Source organism: Deinococcus piscis (genome assembly GCF_014653275.1).
GTDB lineage: Bacteria > Deinococcota > Deinococci > Deinococcales > Deinococcaceae > Deinococcus > Deinococcus piscis.
On the sequence record NZ_BNAL01000025.1, the window covers coordinates 17005 to 39059 of the forward strand.

A 22055-nucleotide genomic window follows, 5' to 3' on the forward strand; every position below is an offset into this window, starting at 1 on the left:
GCAGACTGTAGGGGACGTGATCGGCTGGGAGCATTGTTCAAGCATAGAAGAACCAGTCAGCAGGACGAGTGAAATTTGCCAGTGGTTCCCGCCGTCTCCTCAACTGGTCTCAGCATGTGGTAAGACAACGCCGCGTCCTTGAAATCATACGTACTCTCCACTCCTCACCATTTCGCAAAAAGCGCGCCACTTGGCTTCATCGCCAAAATTCCTAGCTCAGCCACAATCTGCATCTCCAACAAACGAAGGAGGCAGCGACCCCGCACAGGCCCGCTGCCTCCTGTCCCGGTTCAGACCATCACATGTGCAGGGCGCGTCCGTCCACGGCCAGCGCCGCTTCTTTGACCACTTCGGCCAGAGTGGGGTGCGCGTGAATGGTGCGGGCCAGGTCCTCGGCGCTGCCGCCGAATTCCATAATTGCCACCACTTCGGCAATCAGTTCCGAAACATTCGCGCCAATCATGTGCACGCCCAGAATCTTGTCGGTGCCCGCGTCAGCCACCACTTTCACGAAGCCGCGTGGGTCACCGTGGCCCAGAGCGCGGCCATTGGCGCTGAAGGGGAATTGTCCGGTTTTCACGTTCAGGCCCTGTTCCTTGGCAGCCTTTTCGGTCAGGCCTGCCCAGGCGATTTCGGGGCTGGTGTAGATCACCCAGGGAATGGCGTTGTACGCCACGTGCCCGGCCTGACCAGCTAGCATTTCTGCCAGGGCCACACCCTCCTCTTCGGCCTTGTGGGCCAGCATGGCTCCGCCGATCACGTCGCCGATGGCGTACACGCCTGGCAGGTTGGTGCGGTAGTGGCTGTCCACGCGCACGAATCCGCGTTCATCCAGCTCCAGCCCCACATTCTCAGCCCCCAGACCCTGGGTGTTGGGCACGCGGCCAATGCTCACGATCAGCTTGTCAAAGCGGGCGCTGACTTCCTGCTCGCCTTCTTTGTAGGTCACGGTGACGCCGGAATTGTCCTGCTCCACACTGGAAATGTTCACGCCAAAGTGGAAGTCCAGTCCCTGCTTCTTGAACTGCTTGAGCGCTTCTTTGCTCACAGCGTCGTCGGCAGCCATCAGGAAACCAGGCAGAGCTTCAAGGATGGTCACTTCAGCGCCCAGACGCCGCCACACGCTGCCCAGTTCCAGGCCGATGACGCCTGCACCGATCACACCCAGCTTGCCAGGCACCGCCTCAAAGTTCAGGGCACCGCTGTTTTCGACGATGTGGCCGCCAAAAGGTGCAAGCGGCAGTTCGCGGGGATTGGAACCAGTCGCCACGATCACATGACGGGCCACCACTTCGGTACCAGCGGCGTCCACCACCCAGCCGCCTTCATCCTGTCGCACCAGGCGGCCCAGACCGTGGAAGGGCTGAATCTTGTTCTTTTTGAACAGATAAGCGATGCCGCCGGTCAGCTTGTCCACCACGCCATTTTTGCGGGACAGCATCTTGGCCACGTCCACCGAAGCTCCCTCAACCCGGATGCCGTGCTCCTCGGCCTCAGTCTGGATCATCTCGAACTTCTCGGAAGAATCCAGCATCGCCTTGCTGGGAATGCAGCCCACGTTCAAGCAGGTGCCGCCCAGGGACGCCTTGCCGTCACGCTCAAAAGCGTCTACACAGGCCACCTTGAAGCCCAGCTGAGCTGCACGAATGGCCGCCACATAACCTGCCGGGCCGCCGCCGATGACCAACACGTCATAAGAATCCATGTTTGCCAGTGTAGCGCTGACAACGACGCCGATTTGGCCCTGTCTCCCAAACAGGGACAAGGCCCCTGCGCCTACTGCGGCAGACCCGCAAAGTATTCGGCCAGCCCTGCGCTGATGGCCTGGGCATACGCTTCCTGACCAGCAGGACTCATCAGCACGCGCAGATTCTGGGGATCAGTGAGGTATCCCAGCTCCAGCAGCACGCTGGGCTGCGAAGTGGGACGGGTCAGCGCCAGGTGAGCACCGGGGTGCAGGCCATCATCCCCAGCCTGCGGCAAAGCCGTGACCAGCGCTCTTTGCAGGGCCGAGGCGAGGGGTCGGCTCTGTTCATGCGTAAAGTAGCTGCCGATGCCGCGCACCGTGCGGGGGTCTTTGCCGTCAGGAATGGCATTGGCATGAATACTGACCAGCACTTCGGCGTTTTGTTGTTCGGCCAGCAGGGGGCGGCTGTAGAGCGGCACGGTCCGGTCATCTTGCCGGGTCAGGGTGACCTGGGCTCCCTGGGCACGCAGCAGCTCGGCGGCCCGCAGGGCAATGGGCAGCGTCAGTCCTTTTTCCGGCACCCGCAGCGGCCCAGCTCCGCCCCGCTCAGTGCCGCCATGCCCCGGATCAAGCACGATGCGGCGGCCCGCCAGTGACCCAGGGTGGGGGGCGGTGCGGTAACGCAGCACCAGCGCGTCACCCAGCTCGCCCGTGCGGTAAAAAGCCTGATAGCCGTGCAGTGGCCGGGAAACACCCAAGTCGAGGTAAAGCGCAGCGTCCTGCGCCCAGGAACGGAGGTCCAGGCCCGCTGGCACGGTCCAGTCACCCCCTACCCGCGCCCCAATCAGGCTGAGCCCAAGCCGCCCGGCCTGCTCACTGAGCACCAGCGGCACGCGGGCCGACACCGGAAATTCCAGTTCTTGCCACTCACCGGCTGGTGCGCCCCGCAGGCGCGGTGAGCCGACAGCGGCAGTGGGCAGCGGCGTGCGGGCTGGCAACAGCCGCAGTGTGTCGCGGGTGGCCCACAGCAATCGTCCATCGGCCAAGCGGACCCGGCTCAATTCACCGCGTACACCTATCACCTCAGCACGTGTCCCGGCGCGGGCATACAGCACTGGCCACCCAGCGTCGTCCTCCCAGGCGGCGCGCACCGGGTTGACCCCGTACCCCTGGTCGGGGTCCGTCACTTCGGCGACGTGGGGCGGGTTCAGAAGCTGTAGAGGTGCGGTAGCGCGGGCTGGTGCTGCCTGCCGGGTCACCCGCAGCGTGGCTTTCCACTGCTGGGCACCCCGGCGGCTGGATAGCTGCAACCGGTTGAGCCCCGGCTGGAGCGGCACCCACTGGATAAAGAGACCGTCTGGACCGACGGGCAGCGGCTGCCCATTGAGCTGAAGGTCTGCGCCAGGAAGCACACTGCCCTCGAGCAGCACATGGGCGTGCGCCACCCGGTGACCGTCCGCTGGGTAGGCCAGGAAAATCGGTGCTTGAGGATGGTCCAGTGGCAGACCCGCTTGGGCCATTTGGGCCTGGGGCGACTGGCTTACAGTCGCCTGGGCTGCAGCCGACTGCAAAGCCAGGAAGAGGAGTGCTGCCAGCCCCCCTGTCAGCGGGCCAGGGCGGACACGCAAGGCTCGCGCACAACACCGGAAAGTAGAACGTTGGGACATACGGGCCTCCTGAGTTCAGGCCCAGCCGCCGCAGCGCTCCAGACCAAGGATATCCACTCTAGAGCAGATAAAAAGATGGAAGACTTTCCCGCGAGCGGAGCAAGTGCAAAACGCCGAACAGGACAGGGAATGATGGGACCGCCGGGGCTTTGCGGGGAAACACATCTGCTTCCGGGAAGAGCCCGGAAGGCTGCTATCAGCAAGTAGCCCCTGGCCTCCTGCTGCTCCCCTCCTGCTGCGCTGCGGGTTGCCAATATGGGTTGCAAGTATGTGAACCATCCAGTATAGAAGATTTCAGCTGGAACTTTAGGATGGATAGTTTCTAAAGCTCTGGTTCACAAGTGGGGGGGGTGTCACCCCTACCTTACGCTAAGGAGTGTCTATGAACTTACAAGATCAATTCAGCAACTTTTTTTCCAACCGCGTGGTCGAACTGCTGGCCGGTGCCGTTGGCCTGAACCCCTCGCAAACCCAATCGGCCCTGCGCGCCATCTTGCCTCAGCAGCTGGACAGCCTGGCTGATCTGGCCGCCAACCCGCAGACGGCTTCCAACCTGAGCTCCCTGTGGACCGGCAATGATCTGCCCCAGGACCCTGAGCTGGCGCTGGGCAGTGCTGACGGCCTGAGCCGCCTCGAAACTTTGGGACAGACCCTGAGTGGTCGCCTGTTCGGCGGCAACAGCAACTGGCTGGGCGACGCAGCGCAGTTGGCTGGCGGCAATCAGAGCGCGGCCACCCGCCTGAGCCACCTGGCCCTGCCCCTGCTGCTGAGCTTCCTGGGCCGCAGCGGCGTGACTTCTCAGAACGCCGCCACTCAGCTGCTCGGCATGCGCGGCGCCCTGGGTGCCTTGCTGCCCGCCGCAGGCTTGGCCGGCGCAACCAAAGTGGCTGTGACTGAAGGCATCGGCACCGGCGAAGTGATTGACTCGGTGACTGCACGTCCTGGCGGCGTTGAAGTCCGTGAAGGCGCCACTGTCCACACCGCCGCTCCCACCCCTGCCCCCGAGCCAGAGCGTCACCTGACCGCCGCTCCTGCACCCGTGCCTCAGGAACGCAGCGGCTGCAACCCTCTGTGGCTGCTGCCCCTGCTGCTGCTGGGTGGCCTGGCCTGGTACCTGAGCCAGAACCGTGAAACGCCCATCCCTGCGCCGACCACCTCACAGAGCACCACGTCGACCACCACCACTTCCACAACCACCACGTCGGCAACCACCACTGACGCTGGCATTGTGGTGGGCAATGTCAAGGACGGCGCTGAGCTGCCCCTGGAGCCGTTCGTGCTGAGCGGCACCGCTCCTGCTGACGAAGTGCTGAGCATCACCAACCAAAATGGTGAACTGCTGGCCACCGAAACCGCTGACGCTGACGGCAAGTGGGAAATCCAAATGCCCGCTCCTCTGGCTGGCGAGAACGTGTACACCGTGACTGGCACCCCCAGCGAAGCCACCAGCACCTTTACCATTCAGGGCGCTGGCGAAGCGGCAAGCGCAGCGGCAGCGGCAGCGACCACCAGCACGGTGACCACGACCAGCACCGTGACCACCAGCGAAACCACCACCAGTGCAGCAGTCACCATCACTGAGCCTGCCAGCGGCGCAGCTGTCCCAGCCGAGTCGTTCTCCATTGCCGGTAAGGGTCAGCCCAACGCCAAGTACGCCCTGTTTGAAGATGGCGTGAACGTGGGCACGTTCTTCGCCGACGAGCAAGGTGTCTGGAAGGCCGACATCACCGCGCCTGCACCCGGAGACCGCGTCTATGTGGTCGTGGATGAGAGCGGCAACCAAGTGGCCGAACTGCCCGTGACCGTGAACGAGCCGGTGGCCTCGGCTGACTGCTCGGTCAACGATGTGCTGAGCCTGAGCCTGGCCGACGGTGACACCGTGAGTGCCCCCTTCCGCTTTGGCGGCACCGGCAGCGCTGAGAGCTACACCGTGCGCGTGCTGCGCGGCAGCAAGCAAATCGGCGAGAAGGTTATTGACAACGGCGACAACTGCTCTTGGAGCTACCTGAGCGAGCCCGGCGGTCAAGCTGGCAGCACGGGCGAAATCACCTACGAAGTGATTCCCGCAGGTGCTGACGCTCCCGAAAGCACCATCACCCTGAACGTGGTTCAGAGTGGTGCAAACTTCGAGAACGGCAAGTACGTCGGCCCGACCAGCAACTGAGCCAGAGCTCAGCCTACCTGCCTCGCGGTACATCTGCCCCTGCCTTCGCGCAGGGGTTTTTTGTGGGCCTGCGGGATTAGTCAGCTGTCACGAATCATGGGCCGTGGAGGAAATCCGCCACCACACGGGGCAAGTGGCCAGGGTCCATCAGGAAAGCGTCGTGACCGTGTGGACTGTGCAGCTCCCAGTATTCGCCGTATGGCAAGGTGGTCACCGAATCGCGCACCTCACGGGCGGTATACAGGAGGTCACTGGAAATGCCTACCGCCAGCACCGGCATGCGCAGAGCACGCAGCTCACGGTCAGTCGGCTGGAAAGCGTCCATCGCCTGGGTGATCGCCAGGTAGCTGGCCTCCGAAAACCGGGCGGCCAGCTTCTCGCCGTGATGCTGCAAGTAGGCCACCACCGGCTGCTCACCCCCCACACGGTGCGGCTGACGCTGCGCCAGACTTTCGGGGCTCCGGTAGCTCAGCATGGCAATCTGCCGGGCCACCTTCAGACCTTCGCCGCCGGGGGCCAGGGCAATCGCGCTGCGGGCTGCCGTGTTCAGCCCCACCGCCCAGGGCGAGTGCCGGGCCGGAGCGGCGACGATCACGGCTTTTTGCACCATGTCCGGGTTTTCCAGCAGCCAGGCATAAGCGAGCATGCCGCCCATGCTGCACCCCACCACCTTGACCCGCCGCACCCCAAGGTGCTCCATCAGGGCGCGGCCTGCGCGGGCCATGTCACGTAGGGTCAGGGCTGCGCCCTCGGGCAAATCTTCGGGGCCACTGGAGCCGTTGCAGCCGCCCAGCACATTGCCGCACACGATAAATTCCCGGCTGGGGTCCAGCGGACGGCCCACGCCCAGAAAATCAGGCCACCACGCGTGGACAGCGCTGTCTCCCGTGAGGGCGTGCAGCACCAGCACAGCTTCGTCGGCAGGGCGGCCATAGGTGTGATAGTTCACCTGAATGTCACTGACCGCCAGCCCGCAGTCCAGCAGCAAGGGCTGGTCGCGGAACAGTTTGACGTGTGCAAACGATACCTGCGAGCGCACCGCCGCAGCCTGCACCATCGGTGATTCGGAATAGTCGTAATCGAAGCTGGCCGACTCTGCGGGTACAGGTCTGTCTGGCGTCATGTGGGTCTTCCTGCACCAGAAAGAGACGTCAGCGCCTGAGCAAAATCGGCCTGAAGGTCAGCGATGTGCTCGATACCCAGCGAGACGCGGACCAGCCCTGGAGTGACGCCGCCCGCCCGCTGCTGCTCCGGGGAGAGTTGCGAGTGGGTGGTGCTGGCGGGATGAATCGCCAGGGTGCGGTTGTCGCCCACGTTGGCGACATGCTCGGCCAGCTGAAGCCGGTCAATCAGGGCGCGGCCCGCATCTGTACCGCCACTCAGCTCAAAGGTCAGCACGCCGCCAAAGCCCCGTGGCAGATACTGCCTGGCGCGCTCATGGGTGGGATGGTCGGGCAGGCCGGGATACGTCACCCGCGCCACACCCGGCTGGCCGCGCAGCCACTCGGCCAGGGCCTGTGCATTCTGCGCTTGCCGCTCGGCCCGCAGCGAGAGGGTCTGAATCCCCTGAATAAACTGCCAGGCCTGCTGCGGTGCCAGAGTCACGCCCAAGTCGCGCAGGCCTTCGGTGCGGGCGCGGATGGCAAAAGCCACGTTAGGCAGGCCCAGCGCATTACCTTCCCCAAACGTCTCCCAGAAGTTCAGTCCGTGATAGCTGGGACTGGGTTCACTGAACAGGGGGTAGCGGCCATTGCCCCAGTCGAAATTGCCGCCGTCCACAATCACGCCGCCGATGCCGTTGCCGTGCCCACCAATCCACTTGCTGAGCGACTCGACCAGGACATGGGCACCGTGCAGCAGCGGCTGGCAGTAGTAGCCGCCCGCGCCGAAGGTATTGTCCACCACCAGGGCCACGCCATGCTCGCGGGCCACTGCCGACAGACCGGCAAAGTCCGGCACGTTCAGCGCCGGATTGCTCAGGGTCTCCACATAAAAGGCGCGGGTGCGGTCGTCGGTCAGTGCGGCGAACTCCTCAGGCCGCTCCTCGGCAGAGGTGAAGCGCACCTCAATGCCCAGCCGCTGCAAAGTCACCCGGAACTGGTTGGAGGTGCCGCCGTACAGGTTGGGCGAAGAGACGATATTGTCGCCCGCCTGCGCCAACGTAGTCAGCGCCGTGAACTGTGCGGCGTGCCCGCTGGACACCGCCACTGCGCCGCTGCCACCTTCCAGCGCGGCGATGCGGTCTTCCAGCACAGCGTTGGTGGGGTTGGTCAGGCGCGAATAGATGTTGCCAAAAGCCCGCAGCCCGAACAGGTCAGCAGCCTGCTCCGCCGACCCGAAGACATAAGAGTTGGTGGAGTAAACGGGCACCGCCTGGGCACCGGTAGCGGGATCAGGACGCTGACCTGCATGGACTTGCAGGGTCTCGAAATGGGTCATGTTGTCTCTCCTGAGCGGTCAGGGCCAGCTGGCCTAGAAGTTGACATGGCTGGACATTGACTTGGACGGTAAACAGGTCCAGAGGGCACAAAAAATCCCTCTGCCGGGAGAGGGATCAGAGGCCTAAGTGGGATAACGCGAGTACGAACATCCGCTAAGATTTCAGCCTTCCCTCATCGGTCCTGCGCAGTGGGTCATCGTAACCCTACGTGGCAGGCTGGCCGGAGCACCGTGGGCGAAATGAGGCCCTGGTTGCCGCGCCGTCAACGAGCCAGTTCTCTCGGGCGCTTCTGAATGAGGCTCCTGAACTTGCGGGAGCTGAGTGAAACCCTAGCAGGGGGCCTGGAGCTTGTCAAACCGTGCAGCAGGTGTAGAAGGTGTGCCGCCTGTCCGCGCCCCCTGACTTGACGCCTGCCCCCCGCTGCCCCCTATAGTGGGCGGCGAGTACGGACAGCAGGGTCTCCCCTGCCCTCCTTTGACTGGCCAGGCCGCCGCATACCGCCGTGCGCCCAGTGTCCAGAAGAAGGCCCGCGCACGACGCACCTGCCTTTCCTCGTGCCCCACGACACGAGGAGAACACCATGAATCCAAGTCTATTTACGCCCCGCATTTCTGTGGAGCTGGTCCCCCGCACCCGCGAGAGTATCGCCGCCGAACTGGAAGAACTGCGCCGCCTGTGGCCGGCCATTACCGCCATCAACCTGCCTGATCTGGACCATTTGGACCTTGGTTCATTCGAGAGTTGTGCGCTGCCGCAGGCCCAGGGCCTGAGCCGGATTCCGCACCTGCGGGCGTCGCGGACCCCGCTTGACAGCGTGCCGCAGTTGCTGCGCCGCCTGGATAGCCTGGGCGTGCGCGAGGTGCTGGTGGTGCAGGGCGACCCTCCGCAGGACGGGCGCACCGTAGAGCGCACCACCAGCCTGGAACTGATTCGGGCGCTGAAATCCGGGCAGCCGGACCTGGCTGTTCACGCCGCGCTCGACCCCTACCGCCAGAGCCTGCAAGATGAGCAGACCTATGCGCTGCGCAAGATTGAGGCCGGGGCAGACAGCCTCTTTACGCAGCCGCTGTTCGACACCCGGCTGATGGAAGTCTTTGGCGAAATGCTGCCCGGCGTCCCCATCTACTGGGGGCTGACCAACGTGAGCAGCGAGCGCAGCCGCAACTACTGGATCAGCCGCAACCGCGCCATATTTCCGGCCAGCTTCGAGCCTACGCTGGACTGGTGTACAGCGTTCGCCCGCGAGGCTGTGCAGCACGCCCAGAGCACCGGCAGCCACCTGTACTTCATGCCGATTCGCACTGGCCTGCGCGACTTTCTGGGGGCGGTCTTTCCCCCAGCAGGCGGCGGCACCGACCCCGAAGGTAAAGATCACTCGGCAGCCACCTGGCTTCCGGGCCAGACAGGCCAGCAGGCCAGTGCTTTTGCGGGCGTCTGTGGCGCTTAGCGCGTTTTCTTAGCCCACTGGAGTTGGCCCTCCAGCTTCCACACTTCTGCCGCACCCGCCTCCTTCAGACAGGATTGCCCATGACTTCTAGTTCTCTTCCCTCTTCCACTGCCCTCACCCCACAGACCCAGCTGACCGCCCATCCGCTGTACCGCGCCCTTCAAGAACGCGTGCTGGTGCTGGACGGGGCCATGGGCACCATGATTCAGCGCTGGCGCCTGACCGAAGCCGACTTCCGGGGCGAGCGGCTCAGGGACCACCCCCAGCCGCTGCAAGGGGCCAACGACCTGCTGACCCTGACCCAGCCGCAGATTATCGAGGACATTCACGCGGCGTACTTTGAGGCGGGCGCGGACATTGCCGAGACCAACACCTTTTCCAGCTCGCGCCTGGGCCTGGCCGAATATGGTGTAGACGACCTGATCTACGAGCTGAATGTGCAGGGCGCGGGGCTGGCCCGCCGCGCCGCTGAGCGCTACAGCACCCCCGAGCGCCCACGCTGGGTCGCAGGGGCCATCGGCCCGACCAACCGCACCGCCAGCATGTCGCCGGACGTGAACCGCCCCGGCTTCCGCGCCGTGACTTTTGATGAACTGGTCGGCAGCTATAGCGAGCAGATTCGCGGCCTGCTGGACGGTGGCGTGGACGCCCTCCTGATAGAAACCGTCTTTGACACCCTCAACGCCAAAGCCGCCCTGTACGCCGCCGAAGAAGTGTTCGCACAGCAGGGCCGGCAGGTGCCAGTGATGGTATCGGGCACCATCACCGACGCGTCAGGGCGCACCCTCTCGGGACAGACACTGGGAGCCTTTTTGGCATCTATCTCGCACCTGCCACTGCTGTCGGTGGGCCTCAACTGCGCCCTGGGACCTGCTGAACTGCGCCAGCACGTACAGGAGCTCTCGGCCAGCACGCCCTTTTTTACGAGTGCCTACCCCAACGCGGGCCTGCCCAACGCCCTGGGCGGCTACGACGAAACCCCGGAGTCCATGCTGGCGGTGATGGGCGAGTGGCTGGAGCAGGGCTGGGTGAATGTCATCGGCGGGTGCTGCGGCACGACGCCGGAACATATCCGTGCCTTTGCCGAGGCCGCGCAGCGCTCCGTCCCCCGCACGCCCCCACCTCCCTCCGGTCTGCCCACCTATTCCGGCCTGGAGCCGCTCACCCTGCGCCCCGAATCCAACTTCCTGAACGTGGGTGAGCGCACCAACGTGACCGGGTCGCGCCGCTTCCTGCGGCTGATTCGTGACCAGCAGTTCGGTGAAGCGCTGGACGTGGCCCGTGAGCAGGTAGAGGGCGGCGCACAGATGATTGACATCAACATGGACGAGGCCATGCTGGACTCGGAAACGGCGATGGTGGACTTTCTGAACCTGATCGCTGCCGAGCCGGACATTGCCCGCGTGCCAATCATGCTGGATTCAAGCCGTTTTAGCGTGATCGAAGCAGGCCTCAAGCGCGTGCAGGGCAAAGCGGTGGTCAACTCCATTTCGCTGAAAGAGGGCGAGGCCGAATTTCTGCGGCAGGCCGATGTGCTGCGGCGCTACGGAGCGGCGGCGGTGGTCATGGCCTTCGACGAGCAGGGGCAAGCGGACACGCTGGAGCGGCGCATCGCCATCTGCCAGCGGGCGTACGATCTGCTGACGGCCCACGGCTTTCCACCGCAGGACATCATTTTTGACCCCAACATTTTCCCGGTGGGCACTGGCATTCCTGAGCACGACCGCTACGCCCTGGATTTCTTTGAGTCGGCGCGCTGGATCAAGGCCAATCTGCCCGGCGCACTGGTCAGCGGCGGCGTGAGCAACGTCTCGTTTTCGTTTCGGGGCAACTCGGCGGTGCGCGAAGCGATGAACGCGGCTTTTCTCTATCACGCCCGGCAAGCCGGAATGGACATGGGCATCGTGAACCCCAGCACGCTGGAGGTGTATAGCGAAATTGAGCCGGAGCTGCTGGAACGGGTAGAAGACGTGCTGCTGGCCCGCCGCCCGGACGCCACCGAGCGGCTGCTGGAGTACAGCGAGACGGTGTCTGGCGGGGGCACGAAAAAGGAACGCGACCTGGCCTGGCGTGAGCAGCCGATAGAGAAGCGTCTGGAACACGCCCTGGTGCGCGGCATCAACGAGTTCATCGTGGAGGATGCCGAAGCAGCCCGCCTGGAGCTGGGGGGCGCCCTCGAAGTCATCGAAGGCCCGCTGATGGACGGCATGAACGTGGTGGGCGACCTGTTCGGCAGCGGCAAGATGTTTTTGCCACAGGTGGTCAAGTCCGCCCGCGTCATGAAACAGGCGGTGGCGCACCTGGAACCCTTTTTGCAGGAAGGAAAGGGCCAGCGCCAGAGCGCCGGGCGGGTGGTGCTGGCGACTGTCAAAGGCGACGTACACGACATCGGCAAAAACATTGTGGGCGTGGTGCTGGCCTGTAACGGCTTCGAGGTGCATGACCTGGGGGTGATGGTGCCGACTGAGCGCATCCTGGACGAAGCCGAGCGGCTTCAGGCCGACATCATCGGTCTGTCGGGCCTGATCACGCCCAGCCTGGACGAGATGGTAGGCGTGGCCGAAGAGATGCAGCGCCGGGGCCTGGGCACGCGGAACGGCGGCCTGCCACTGCTGATCGGCGGGGCCACCACCAGCCGGGTCCATACGGCGGTCAAGATCGCCCCGCAGTACGACGGCCTGACCGTGCATGTGCTGGACGCCAGCCGCAGCGTGGGCGTCACGGCCCGCGCCATCAGCGAGCAGGAGCGCCCCGGCCTGGCGGAAGAAGTGGCCGCTGGCTTCGCGCAGGCCCGTGAGCAGTTTGCACTGCGCGGTGAACGCCGCCAGTTGCTGCCGCTGGCCGGAGCGCGGGCAGCGGCGCCCCAGCTGAGCTACGCGCCAGTTCGGCCCAGCTTTCTGGGCGCGCAGCCGGTCACTTTCAACTTGAAAGCGCTGGTGCCCTTTATTGACTGGACGCCCTTTTTTATCGGCTGGGAGCTGGCGGGACGCTTCCCACAGATTCTGGACGATGAAGTGGTCGGCGAACAGGCCCGCACGCTGTATGCCGACGCGCAGCAGGCGCTTGAGTCCCTGATAGCAGGCGGCGAACTGAAGGCGCGGGGCGTGGTGGGCTTCTGGCCTGCCGAGCGGCGCGGCGACGATATCCAGCTGTTTACCGACGACACCCGCCGCACGGAAGGCGCCACGCTGCATACCCTGCGGCAGCAAGCGCAGCAGCGAGAGGGTCGCCCCAACCACGCCCTGGCCGACTTTGTGGCCCCGCAGGGCGACTACGTGGGCGGCTTTGCGGTGGGGATACACGGGGCCGAGGAAATCATCGCCCGCCACAAGGCCCAGCATGATGACTACGCCGCCATCATGACCGGACTGCTGGCGGACCGGCTGGCCGAAGCGTTTGCTGAAGCGCTGCACAGGCAGGTCCGGCGGGAACTGTGGGGCTACGCACCAGACGAAGCCCTGAGCAACGACGACCTGATTCGTGAGCGCTATCAGGGGATTCGCCCCGCGCCCGGCTACCCTGCCTGCCCTGACCATACCGAAAAGGGCACGCTGTTCAGCCTGCTGAATGCCCGCGAGCTGGCCGGGTTGGACCTCACCGAAAGCTACGCCATGACCCCGGCTTCGGCGGTGTCGGGCCTGTATTTTGCCCACCCAGACAGCAGCTACTTTGGAGTGGGCAAGATTGGCGCGGACCAGCTGGAAGACTACGCCGCCCGCAAAGGCTGGAGCCTGCAAGAAGCCAGGCGCTGGCTGCGGCCCAACCTGGCCGAGTGAGTCCAGGGGGCAATCCTGTGTGGCCGGGTTCCCCCAGCACCGAGAGCCCCCGGGCGCAGGCTTAGCGCAGCACTGCTTCCAGTTCGGACAGGCTCAGCCCTGCCGTCGGCGCGTCCAACACGGCCACGCCTTCCCGCAGGGCCACCACCCGCTGCCCCAGTGCCAGGGCTTCTTCGAGGTGGTGGGTCACGAACACCACCGTCACGCCGCGCCGCTGCCAGATGTCCAGCAGTTCAGTGCTCAGGCGCTCACGGGTCGCCACGTCCAGAGCGCTAAAAGGCTCGTCGAGCAGCAGTACGCCGGGCTGGGTCGCCAGGGCACGGGCCAGACTGACCCGCTGACGCTGCCCACCGCTTAGTTCGTGAACGCGGCGGCTCGCCATATCGGGCAGGCCCACCAGCGCGAGACTGTCCTGCTCCCGGCGGCCCTGTTCGGTGCGGGACAGCCCCCGCAGTCCGAAGCGCACATTGCCGCCCACCGTCAGCCAGGGAAACAACGCCGCTTCTTGCTGCACCAACGTCAGTCGGGGGTGGGGGCCACGAACAGCTTCACCGTCCAGCCGGATTTCGCCGCGCTGCGGGGTCAGAAACCCAGACAGCAACCCCAGCAGGGTGCTTTTGCCACTGCCCGACGGCCCCACAATGCACAGGAATTCGCCGGGGGCCACCTGAAGGCTCAGGGGGCCAACGCCTCCACTGGCGGGGTCGCGGCCCGCACGGTAGCGGTAGGTCACGTCCTGCAAGGTCAGCTCCGCACCACTCTGGGCGGCAGCTGCGGCAGTTTCTAGACGGGTCATGCGCTCACCTCCAGGCCATAATCACGCCGGACACGGGTTTCCAGACGGCGCAGCAAGGCGTCAAACACCCCACCAATCAGGCCGATAATCAAGATGGTGGCGAGCACCAGCGCCACGTTGGCCGTATTGCGGCCCACTTCTAGCTGCTCGCCCAGACTTCCAGCTCCAGCAATCAGTAGCTCGCCGCCAATCAGCGCACGCCAGGCAAAGCTCCAGGCGGTCCGCAGTCCTCCCAAGATGCTGGGCAGGGCCGCTGGCAACAATACCCGCAGCGTGAGCGCGGGACCACTGGCACCCAGGGTGCGCCCCGCCATGCGCAGGGCTGGGGGGACATTCAGCAGAGCGCCAGACACCGCCAGCGCCACCGGAATCAGCGCCTCAAGAATCACCACGGCCAGCACCGCCCGTTCATTTAGCCCAAAAAACAAGATGGCGAACGGCACAAAAGCAATGCTCGGCACGCTCTGAATGCCCGTCAGGTACGCCCCCAGCGTGGCCCGCAGCGGTGCCCAGATGCCCATCAGTATGCCGAGGCCGCCGCCGACCAGCAGCGCCAGCACGTAGCCGGTCAGCACCCGGCGCAGACTGCCCAGCACCGAAATCAGCAGCTTGCCGTCCTGCGGGCCAGTGCCCCACAGCCCATAGCTGATTTCGGCCCACACCGCGCCGGGGCTGGGAAACACATAAGGCGGATACAGCCGCAGCACATCGGTCACCAGCCACCACACGGCCAGCAAGAGCAGCAGTCCGGCCAGTGGCCAGGCCAGCGAAGCCCAGCGGCCTGGGGAGCGGGCAGACACGCCCGCAGGCGCAGCAGAAGAAGCAGATTCAGTCATGAGAACGTCCAGGGAGCAGGGGAAATGAGTGGAAGATATACCTTGATTCGATACCAGATATAGTGCTAAACCATACCCCATCGCCGCCCAGTTGAACAGTGGCGGCGTACCCACCCCTTCAGTCTTTTCCCACCCTGACCCGACTTGTCCCCTTTCACAGCTTCCCCAAGTTTTCTCAGCTGTCTCTCCCCGCCTTATCTGTTCCTACCCGGAGGATGTCTATGACCCTGACCCTTTCCCCCTGGCGTGCCACCGCCGCTACCGTCCCCCTTGGCCTGCTGCTCACGGCGCTGCTGGCTGCCTGCTCTCCGCAGGGCGCACAAACCTCTGCCAGCACGACCAGCACCAGCGCGGGCACCACTGCCCCGGCATCTGGAACTGCACCGGCCTCTGGTGCGGCCACCACGGCAGAGGCCACCGCGCCTGAGCTGCGCCTGGGCCTGTTTCCCAACGTGACCCACGCTGCGGGCCTGGTGGGGGTAGACCAGGAGCTCTTCTCCAAGGAGCTGGGAGGCACGGCCCTTCAAGTGAGCCACTTCGCCAACGGGTCACAGATCAATGAAGCCTTTGCCGCTGGTGCGCTGGACGCCGCCTACGTGGGGCCAGGACCGGCCATGAACGCCTTTATGCAGGGGGTGCCGCTCAATATCTACGCGGGAGCCGCCAATGCGGGGGCCGTGCTGGTGGTTCACCCGGACAGCCAGGCCCAGTCCGTGGCTGACCTGGCCGGACAAAAGGTTGCTGTACCCACACGCGGCTCCACCCAGGACATCAGCCTGCGGCACCTGCTGCACGAAAACGGTCTCAAGACGGCAGACGAGGGCGGCGACGTGACCGTGGTGCCTATCAATCCCGCCGATATGCCCGCCGCCTTTGCCAGCGGCCAGGTCACAGCGGCGCTGGTTCAAGAACCCTGGGGCGCTGTGCTGGAGAATCAGGGTGCCCGGCTGCTGGTGGACGAAAAAGGCATCTGGGCGAACGGGGACTACACCACCACCGTGCTGGTCGTTAACCGCGACTATGCCGAGCAGTATCCCGGCACCCTGCGCGCCCTGCTGACCGCACACCGGCAGGCCGTCGCCTCCGCGAACAGTCAGCCGGACGAGGCCCGCGCCGCTGTGGCCCGCCAACTGGAAGAGATGACCGGCAAGCGCCCCAGCGACGAGGAACTGCAAAAAGCGCTCAGCCGCACGCAGGTCACTTGGGACATCAACGAAACCACCCTCGCCGAGTACGCCGCGCTGAACCAGGAAGCTGGATTCTCACGCCAGACCCCTGACCTGAGCGAGCTGCTCAGGCTGGACGTGGTCCGCAGCCTGAGCGAATAACTTTTCACTTCTGCCTGGGGCCAGAGAGGATGAGCTCTGGCCCTGGCTCACCTTTGTTCTGCTCAACCGTTCTGCTCAACTCAACCCCGGCGCTTGTGCCAGCTGCGCCGCAGCGCCAGCCTCAGCTCGCGCAGGGCGCGGCCATAGTGGCCGTTCATGATCTCGGCCAGAAAGCGGGCAAGCGGAGGGTTGGCGGTCAAGCCCGGGTTCATGGTCATGGCCCGCAGGGGCAGCTGGCGCAGGTTGTGTGGGGCATTCATGCTGGCTCCGGTGTCGCCCACCAGGTCTCGCTGATGCCAGACCAACAGCTGGAACAGGCCCACAGCCAGCGGGTGCTCCTGCATCGCGTCAAGCGGCGTGTTGGCGTTGTACATGCCGCTGCGGTAATCGCGGTTGTCCGGCAGCGGGCGGCCATACAGCGCCTGGAAATCGGGGCGGCGGACCCGCAGCGGGAAGCTGAGCTGGCGGTAGCTGGCAGGCACTTCGTCCCGCAGCGTCTCGCCCGCCACCTCTAGGCGGTACTCCACCCGGATATCCCGCGACGATGCGCCAATCCGCACCTGCCACTCACCAGCCTCGGTCCGCCAGCGCCCCCAAAAGGGATCGTAGTGGGCAAAAGCGCGCTGAGGCAGGTGCAGCGTCACGTCCTGAGCCTTGCCGGGAGCCAAGTCTACTCGTGCGTACGCCGCCAGTGCCTGACCGGGACGCAGCACCGCCGAAGAGGCCTGGGAGCGGCGCAGGTACAGCTGCACCACCTCAGCACCGGCCCGGTCACCCACATTGGTCACCCTGAGCGTGACGGAGCGTCCGTCAGCGGCAGGCCGGGCGTCCGAGTAGCGAAAACGGGTGTAGCTCAGGCCGTGACCAAAGGGAAAGGGCACAGGCACCTGCACGTCTGGCCGGTCAAAATAGCGGTAGCCCAGCAGCAGGCTCTCGCGGTATTCCACCGTGCGGGGACCGCCAGGGTACTGGTCGCTGGACGGCCAGTGCTCCAGCGCGGCGGCCCAGCTTTCGGCCAGCCGCCCACTCGGATTTTCCGCGCCGCTGAGCAGGTCTGCGGCGGCGCTGCCGCCCGCTTGCCCGCCCAAGTAGGCATTGAGAATGGCGGGCACCCGCTCGGCCCAGGGCAGTTCTACTGGAGCGCCGCCCTGCAAGACGACCACCAAGTTGGGATTGGACACCAGCAGCTGCTCTATCAGCTCGTTGTGGCTGGCGGGCAGACCGAGGTGCTGGCGGTCAATGCCCTCTACCTCAAACGCTTCGGGCAGCCCCACAAAGGCCACCACCACATCGGCCTCTGCCGCCAACCGCACCGCTTCGGCGAGCAGCTCCGGGTCACTCTGGTCTCCGAGGCGCGGATACCCCGCCGCGTAACTGACCCACTCCGCGCCGAACGCTCCCCGCAGGGCGTCCAGCGGGATATCCAGCTGCCGGGGCACCAACTGCGAGCTCCCGGCCCCCTGATAGCGTGGCTGCGCGGCAAACGCACCGATCACGGCCAGCCGCTGCCCCGCCCGCAGTGGCAGGAGCGGCGCACCGTCAAGCGGGTCATTTTTCAGCAGCACACTTCCCTGAACCGCAGCTTTGCGGGCCAGGGCATGCGCCGCTTCCGGGTCAAATGGCTCAGCTTCCTCCGCCTGGGCCAAGTCAGCGCGGGCGACCAGTTGCAGCACGCGGGCGGCGGCGCGGCGCAGCTCAGCCTCCTGCACGCGGCCTTCTTGCAGGGCCACTTCCAGGGCAGGGGCCGTCAGGGCCGACACGCCCGGCATGTCCAGGTTCAGCCCACTGCGGAAGGCCGCAGCCCGGTCACTCACGGCGCCCCAGTCGCTGACCACCAGGCCGTCATAGCCCCACTCGCGGCGCAGCACGCCCTCAAGCAGCCACGGCGACTCGCAGCAAAAGCGGCCATTCAGCCCGTTGTAGGCGGCCATCACGGTCCAGGGCTGGGCCTCCCGCACCGCTGTTTCAAACCCGGACAGATACAGCTCACGCAGCGCCCGCTCATCGACCACCGCGTCAATGGACATGCGGCGGTATTCCTGGTTGTTGGCGGCAAAGTGCTTGAGGCTGGCCCCCACACCCTGACTCTGAATGCCACTCACCCAGGCGGCGGCCAGGTCGCCCGAAAGCAGCGGGTCTTCGGAAAAATATTCGAAGTTGCGGCCACACAGCGGCGAGCGCTTGAGATTCAGCCCTGGCCCCAGCAGCACGTCCACGCCCTGCTCGCGCCCCTCGCGGCCCAGCATCTCCCCTACTTCGCGCAGCAGCAGCGGGTTCCAGCTGGCCGCCAGCGCCGAGGCGGTGGGGTAGCAGGTGGCGGGCACGCTGTTGTTCAGGTTAGAGGTGGTCTGGTCGCCCAGCTGACGACGGATGCCGTGTGGCCCATCGGTCATGCGTAGCGCCCGCACCCCCCCAGCAGCCTGGGTGTGCCAGTAGTCGCGCCCTGAGAGCAGGGCCAGCACTTCGGGGAGTGGCAAAGCCTGGGCGCGGCGCAAGCAGGTCTGAAAGTCGTCGGCGGGCAGTGGAGTCGGAACAGCAGCTGATGGGTGGGGCATCGTCCTGGTAGTTTAGCGGGCGGCCCACACACGCAGCGCTGTCCTGGACAGAGCGCAAACACCAGCCAGGACCAGAGGGCGCAGGGCCAGCGAACGGTCAATGGCGTGCCCTGCGGAGCCTCACGCCTGTTTCCTCCTTCGCTGGCCCGAGTTCCAGCGCTTGACAGTTCCCCAGGGCAGCGACTACACTCCCCCTTCAGACCCCCATACGTGGGTCGCAACCTTTATCCAGAGCGGTGTAGGGATCTGGCCCGACAACCACCGCAGCAACCGGCCCTCATTACGGCCAAGGTGCTCCGCCAGCCCGCGTGAATCACGATGTGAAGCGACGGGAACGATAAGGGAAGGGGGCATGCCTGCGGGCCGTGCCAAGCGAGAACAGAGTTGTAAGCGTTCCCTTCCGAGTTTTGACGCCCAGGAAAGGGAACGTTTTTCTATTGCTCCGGCCATAGTCGCCGGTGGCCTCCGTTCCGCTGACCGCTCACTCACGAAGAGGTATGCCGTGACCATAGCGACTCCCCTCACCCACGTTTCCAGTCCTGCAGCGGCTCCGGCCAGCGCTGCTCTCGAACTGCGCGGTATCACCAAAAGATTCGGCGGCCACACGGCCCTGGAAGACTTCACACTGCACGTGCCCCGGGGCAGCCGCACCGGCATCATCGGGCGCAGCGGCGCAGGCAAAAGCACCCTGGTGCGGCTGCTGAGCGGCCTGGACACCCCGGACAGCGGCGAGCTGCACCTGGGCGGCGAGAACCTGCTGACCCTGTCCCCGGCGCAGCGCCGCCAGCGTCAGGCGCGCACGGGACTGGTGTTCCAGCACTTCAATCTGCTTGCCCAGCGCACCGCCCTGCAAAATGTAGCGCTGCCGCTGGAATTTGCCGGTGTGCCCAAAGTGAAGCGCGAGGCGCAGGCGCGGGACACTCTGGCGCAGGTGGGCCTGAGCGGGTTTGAGGACCGCTACCCGGCGCAGCTCTCAGGCGGCCAGAAACAGCGGGTGGGCATTGCCCGTGCGCTGGTCACTGGCCCTGAGCTGCTGCTGGCCGACGAAGCCACCAGCGCCCTGGACCCCGAAACCAGCGCCAGCATCCTGAGCCTGCTGACCCGCATCCAGCAGGAGCGCGACCTGACCCTGATCATCGTGACCCACCAGATGGAAGTGGTCCGCAGCGCCACCACCCATGTGGCTGTCTTGGACCATGGCCGCCTGGTCGAGAGCGGCGAGACGGGCCGGGTCCTCGCCAACCCCCAGCACGCCACCACCCGCGCCCTGCTGGGAGCCCACCAGCCGCTGGCCGAGCTGGCCCCCGGCGAGACCCTCCAGCAACTGACCCTGCCTGCCCTGGACGCCGCCACGCTGGGACGATTGGCCGCACTGGGTGGCCGCGTGGTAGAAGCCCAACCTACGGTGATCGGCGGGCGTCAGCAGGTGCTGGTCTGGCTGGGCGTGCCGCAACACCTCAGCGCGGACCGCCTGCTGGGACAGCTCCAGCCTCAAGCGGAGGAAGTCGCATGACCCTGGACCCGACCGTCTGGCCGCTGCTGTGGAAAGCCACGCTCGAAACCCTATGGATGGTGCTTCCCTCTGCCCTGCTGGGGCAACTGCTGGGTACGGCGCTGGGCGTGTGGTTGACCCTGACCCGCCCCGGTGGCCTGACACCCAACCCGGCACTGTTCCGGGTGCTGGACGCAGTCGTCAACATAGGTCGGTCCTTTCCCTTCATCATCCTGATGATTGTGCTAATTCCGCTGACCCGCTTGCTGGTGGGCACGTCTATCGGTAGCACGGCAGCCATCGTGCCGCTGACCGTGGCGGCGGTTCCTTTTCTGGCGCGGCTGGTCGAAGGTTCGCTGCGCGAAGTGCCCGCTGGCGTGACCGAAGCGGCGCGGGCGATGGGGGCCACCACCAGTCAGATTGTCACCAAAGTGCTGCTGCCCGAAGCCCTGCCGGGGCTGCTGCATGCCTTTACCGTGCTGGTCATCAGCTTGCTGGGATACTCCGCTGTGGCCGGGGCCATCGGTGCGGGCGGCCTGGGTGACCTGGCGATTCGCTACGGCTACCACCGCTTTGATACCGCCACCATGACCGTGACTGTCGCCGTCCTGTTGCTGCTGGTGCAGCTGGTGCAGTGGCTGGGAGACCGGGCCGAGCACCGCGCCGACCACCGCTGACCGCTAGAACCACCCTGGCCCACCCGTCTTCACATGCCACCCGTCAATAACCAAGAAGGAGTCTTTCCATGCGCCACTTATCCCTTGTCACTGCCCTCAGCCTGACGCTGCTGGCCGCCTGCGACAGCCAGACCACCCAAACCCAAACGACCAGCGCTGCAACTGTAAGCACAGCCCAGACCCAAGCAGCCAGCACTCAGACAACCAGCGCTGCCAATGCCCAAACGGCCAGCGGAGAAACCGCCAGCGCCGCTGCACCTACCCCCGCCAGCGGCGAAGCAGTCACCCTACGCGTCGGGGCGACGCCCGTGCCCGCAGGCGAGTTGCTGGAATTTATCAAGCCAAAACTGGCCGAGCAAGGCATCACCCTGGAAATCACCGAGTTCACCGATTACGTGACGCCCAACACCGCCCTGGGCGAAGGCAGCCTGGACGCCAACCTGTTTCAGCATCAGCCTTATCTGGACAGCTTCCAGGCGGACCGGCCCCTGAACATCGTGCCGGTGCGCCCCATTTATCTGCCCGCACTGGGCCTGTACAGCGAGAAAGTCGGAGCTCTGGCCGAACTGCCGGACGGAGCCACCATCGCCGTGCCCAACGACCCCAGCAACGAGGCCCGCGCCCTGCTCCTTTTGCAGCAAGGCGGCCTGATCACCCTGAAGCCGGACGCAGGAGCCAACGCGGGCCTGGACGCCATCGCGGACAACTCCAGAGGCTTCAAGTTCTTGGAGCTGGAAGCCGCGCAGCTCCCCCGCTCCCTGGCGGACACCGACGCCTCTATCGTCAACGGCAACTACGCGCTGGAAGTGGGCCTCAACCCTGCCAAGGACGCCATCTTGCACGAGGAAAAGGACAGCCCTTATGTCAATGTCCTGGCGACCACGCAGGACCGCCAAAGCGACCCCAACATCACCCGCCTGGCCGACGCCCTGACCACACCAGAAGTGCGTGACTGGCTGCTGCAAAAGTACGGTGGCAGCATCATTCCTGCCTTCTGAATCCTGCTTTTCCCTCACTCACTTTCACGTTGAAAGGAACCCTGAATCATGACCACTCTCCGCTCTATCCGCTCTTGTGTACCTGCTTTGACCCTTACCCTCCTGCTGGCTGGCTGCACGGCTCCGCAGAGCACCGAAACGACGACCAGCACAGCAACCACCGTCAGCACTACGGCCACTTCCACCGCACAG

The 22055-nt window shown here is 65.3% G+C and carries 14 protein-coding genes and 2 riboswitches; of the genes, 7 read left to right on the forward strand and 7 right to left on the reverse strand.

All coding sequences use genetic code 11. The features are described 5' to 3' along the window. Positions 1–298 precede the first annotated feature (298 nt). Positions 299–1705, reverse strand: coding sequence for a dihydrolipoyl dehydrogenase (gene lpdA, locus IE158_RS09675; RefSeq protein ID WP_189643483.1), 1407 nt, complete (start codon positions 1703–1705; stop codon positions 299–301). A gap of 71 nt (positions 1706–1776) precedes the next feature. Continuing rightward, a complete protein-coding gene (locus IE158_RS09680; RefSeq protein ID WP_229839040.1) occupies positions 1777–3207 on the reverse strand; it encodes an N-acetylmuramoyl-L-alanine amidase family protein in 1431 nt (476 codons plus the stop codon). Positions 3208–3736: 529 nt separating this feature from the next. Between IE158_RS09680 and IE158_RS09685 the strand changes: the two genes are divergently transcribed. After that, on the forward strand, positions 3737–5518 hold the full coding sequence (locus IE158_RS09685) for a DUF937 domain-containing protein (RefSeq protein WP_189643486.1): 1782 nt from the start codon (positions 3737–3739) through the stop codon (positions 5516–5518). A 94-nt stretch (positions 5519–5612) separates the two neighbouring features. Here IE158_RS09685 and IE158_RS09690 read toward each other — a convergent pair whose 3' ends face one another. Then, positions 5613–6575 (reverse strand): homoserine O-acetyltransferase family protein, encoded by a 963-nt coding sequence (locus IE158_RS09690; protein WP_229839043.1) that lies wholly within the window; start codon positions 6573–6575, stop codon positions 5613–5615. A gap of 62 nt (positions 6576–6637) precedes the next feature. Then, positions 6638–7957, reverse strand: coding sequence for an O-acetylhomoserine aminocarboxypropyltransferase/cysteine synthase family protein (locus IE158_RS09695; RefSeq protein WP_189643489.1), 1320 nt, complete (start codon positions 7955–7957; stop codon positions 6638–6640). 170 nt (positions 7958–8127) lie between these two features. Next, positions 8128–8258: riboswitch (SAM riboswitch) on the reverse strand. Between the two features lie 280 nt (positions 8259–8538). Between IE158_RS09695 and IE158_RS09700 the strand changes: the two genes are divergently transcribed. Both IE158_RS09700 and metH read left to right on the forward strand, forming a co-directional pair. Further along, positions 8539–9405 carry a methylenetetrahydrofolate reductase gene (locus tag IE158_RS09700; RefSeq protein ID WP_189643490.1) on the forward strand — a complete coding sequence of 289 codons (867 nt, stop codon included), beginning with the start codon at positions 8539–8541 and terminating at the stop codon, positions 9403–9405. Positions 9406–9485: 80 nt separating this feature from the next. Continuing rightward, complete coding sequence (gene metH, locus IE158_RS09705) at positions 9486–13181, forward strand: methionine synthase (protein WP_189643492.1); 3696 nt, start codon at positions 9486–9488, stop codon at positions 13179–13181. Between the two features lie 61 nt (positions 13182–13242). Here metH and IE158_RS09710 read toward each other — a convergent pair whose 3' ends face one another. Next, on the reverse strand, positions 13243–13977 hold the full coding sequence (locus tag IE158_RS09710; RefSeq protein WP_189643494.1) for an ABC transporter ATP-binding protein: 735 nt from the start codon (positions 13975–13977) through the stop codon (positions 13243–13245). Beyond that, positions 13974–14813 carry an ABC transporter permease gene (locus IE158_RS09715; RefSeq protein WP_189643496.1) on the reverse strand — a complete coding sequence of 280 codons (840 nt, stop codon included), beginning with the start codon at positions 14811–14813 and terminating at the stop codon, positions 13974–13976. The genes IE158_RS09710 and IE158_RS09715 overlap by 4 nt, the downstream gene beginning before the upstream one ends. 221 nt (positions 14814–15034) lie before the next feature. On the opposite strand from IE158_RS09715, the gene IE158_RS09720 reads away from it, so the two are divergent. Beyond that, on the forward strand, positions 15035–16141 hold the full coding sequence (locus IE158_RS09720; RefSeq protein WP_229839041.1) for an ABC transporter substrate-binding protein: 1107 nt from the start codon (positions 15035–15037) through the stop codon (positions 16139–16141). A gap of 80 nt (positions 16142–16221) precedes the next feature. On the opposite strand, the gene IE158_RS09725 is transcribed toward IE158_RS09720, so the two are convergent. Continuing rightward, positions 16222–18696, reverse strand: a complete 2475-nt coding sequence (locus IE158_RS09725) for a beta-glucosidase family protein (protein WP_189643498.1) — start codon at positions 18694–18696, stop codon at positions 16222–16224. A 221-nt stretch (positions 18697–18917) separates the two neighbouring features. Next, positions 18918–19040, forward strand: a riboswitch (SAM riboswitch). A gap of 158 nt (positions 19041–19198) precedes the next feature. Between IE158_RS09725 and IE158_RS09730 the strand changes: the two genes are divergently transcribed. The 3 genes from IE158_RS09730 to IE158_RS09740 all read left to right on the forward strand — a co-directional run bounded on the left by IE158_RS09730 (position 19199) and on the right by IE158_RS09740 (position 21863). Further along, positions 19199–20209: a methionine ABC transporter ATP-binding protein gene (locus IE158_RS09730; RefSeq protein WP_189643500.1), complete on the forward strand. Its 1011-nt coding sequence runs from the start codon at positions 19199–19201 to the stop codon at positions 20207–20209. Then, on the forward strand, positions 20206–20865 hold the full coding sequence (locus tag IE158_RS09735) for a methionine ABC transporter permease (RefSeq protein WP_189643502.1): 660 nt from the start codon (positions 20206–20208) through the stop codon (positions 20863–20865). The genes IE158_RS09730 and IE158_RS09735 overlap by 4 nt, the downstream gene beginning before the upstream one ends. Before the next feature lie 68 nt (positions 20866–20933). Continuing rightward, positions 20934–21863, forward strand: coding sequence for a MetQ/NlpA family ABC transporter substrate-binding protein (locus IE158_RS09740; RefSeq protein WP_229839042.1), 930 nt, complete (start codon positions 20934–20936; stop codon positions 21861–21863). The last annotated feature ends 192 nt before the right edge of the window (positions 21864–22055 follow it).

Bases quoted from the DNA above. Each gene is read 5' to 3' on its own strand.
- IE158_RS09715 (WP_189643496.1), bottom strand. From the start codon at position 14,813: ATGACTGAATCTGCTTCTTCTGCTGCGCCTGCGGGCGTGTCTGCCCGC.
- IE158_RS09695 (WP_189643489.1), bottom strand. From the start codon at position 7,957: ATGACCCATTTCGAGACCCTGCAAGTCCATGCAGGTCAGCGTCCTGAT.
- IE158_RS09710 (WP_189643494.1), bottom strand. From the start codon at position 13,977: ATGACCCGTCTAGAAACTGCCGCAGCTGCCGCCCAGAGTGGTGCGGAG.
- IE158_RS09690 (WP_229839043.1), bottom strand. From the start codon at position 6,575: ATGGTGCAGGCTGCGGCGGTGCGCTCGCAGGTATCGTTTGCACACGTC.
- IE158_RS09720 (WP_229839041.1), top strand. From the start codon at position 15,035: ATGACCCTGACCCTTTCCCCCTGGCGTGCCACCGCCGCTACCGTCCCC.
- lpdA (WP_189643483.1), bottom strand. From the start codon at position 1,705: ATGGATTCTTATGACGTGTTGGTCATCGGCGGCGGCCCGGCAGGTTAT.
- IE158_RS09680 (WP_229839040.1), bottom strand. From the start codon at position 3,207: ATGGCCCAAGCGGGTCTGCCACTGGACCATCCTCAAGCACCGATTTTC.
- IE158_RS09685 (WP_189643486.1), top strand. From the start codon at position 3,737: ATGAACTTACAAGATCAATTCAGCAACTTTTTTTCCAACCGCGTGGTC.
- IE158_RS09735 (WP_189643502.1), top strand. From the start codon at position 20,206: ATGACCCTGGACCCGACCGTCTGGCCGCTGCTGTGGAAAGCCACGCTC.
- IE158_RS09740 (WP_229839042.1), top strand. From the start codon at position 20,934: ATGCGCCACTTATCCCTTGTCACTGCCCTCAGCCTGACGCTGCTGGCC.
- IE158_RS09700 (WP_189643490.1), top strand. From the start codon at position 8,539: ATGAATCCAAGTCTATTTACGCCCCGCATTTCTGTGGAGCTGGTCCCC.
- metH (WP_189643492.1), top strand. From the start codon at position 9,486: ATGACTTCTAGTTCTCTTCCCTCTTCCACTGCCCTCACCCCACAGACC.
- IE158_RS09725 (WP_189643498.1), bottom strand. From the start codon at position 18,696: ATGCCCCACCCATCAGCTGCTGTTCCGACTCCACTGCCCGCCGACGAC.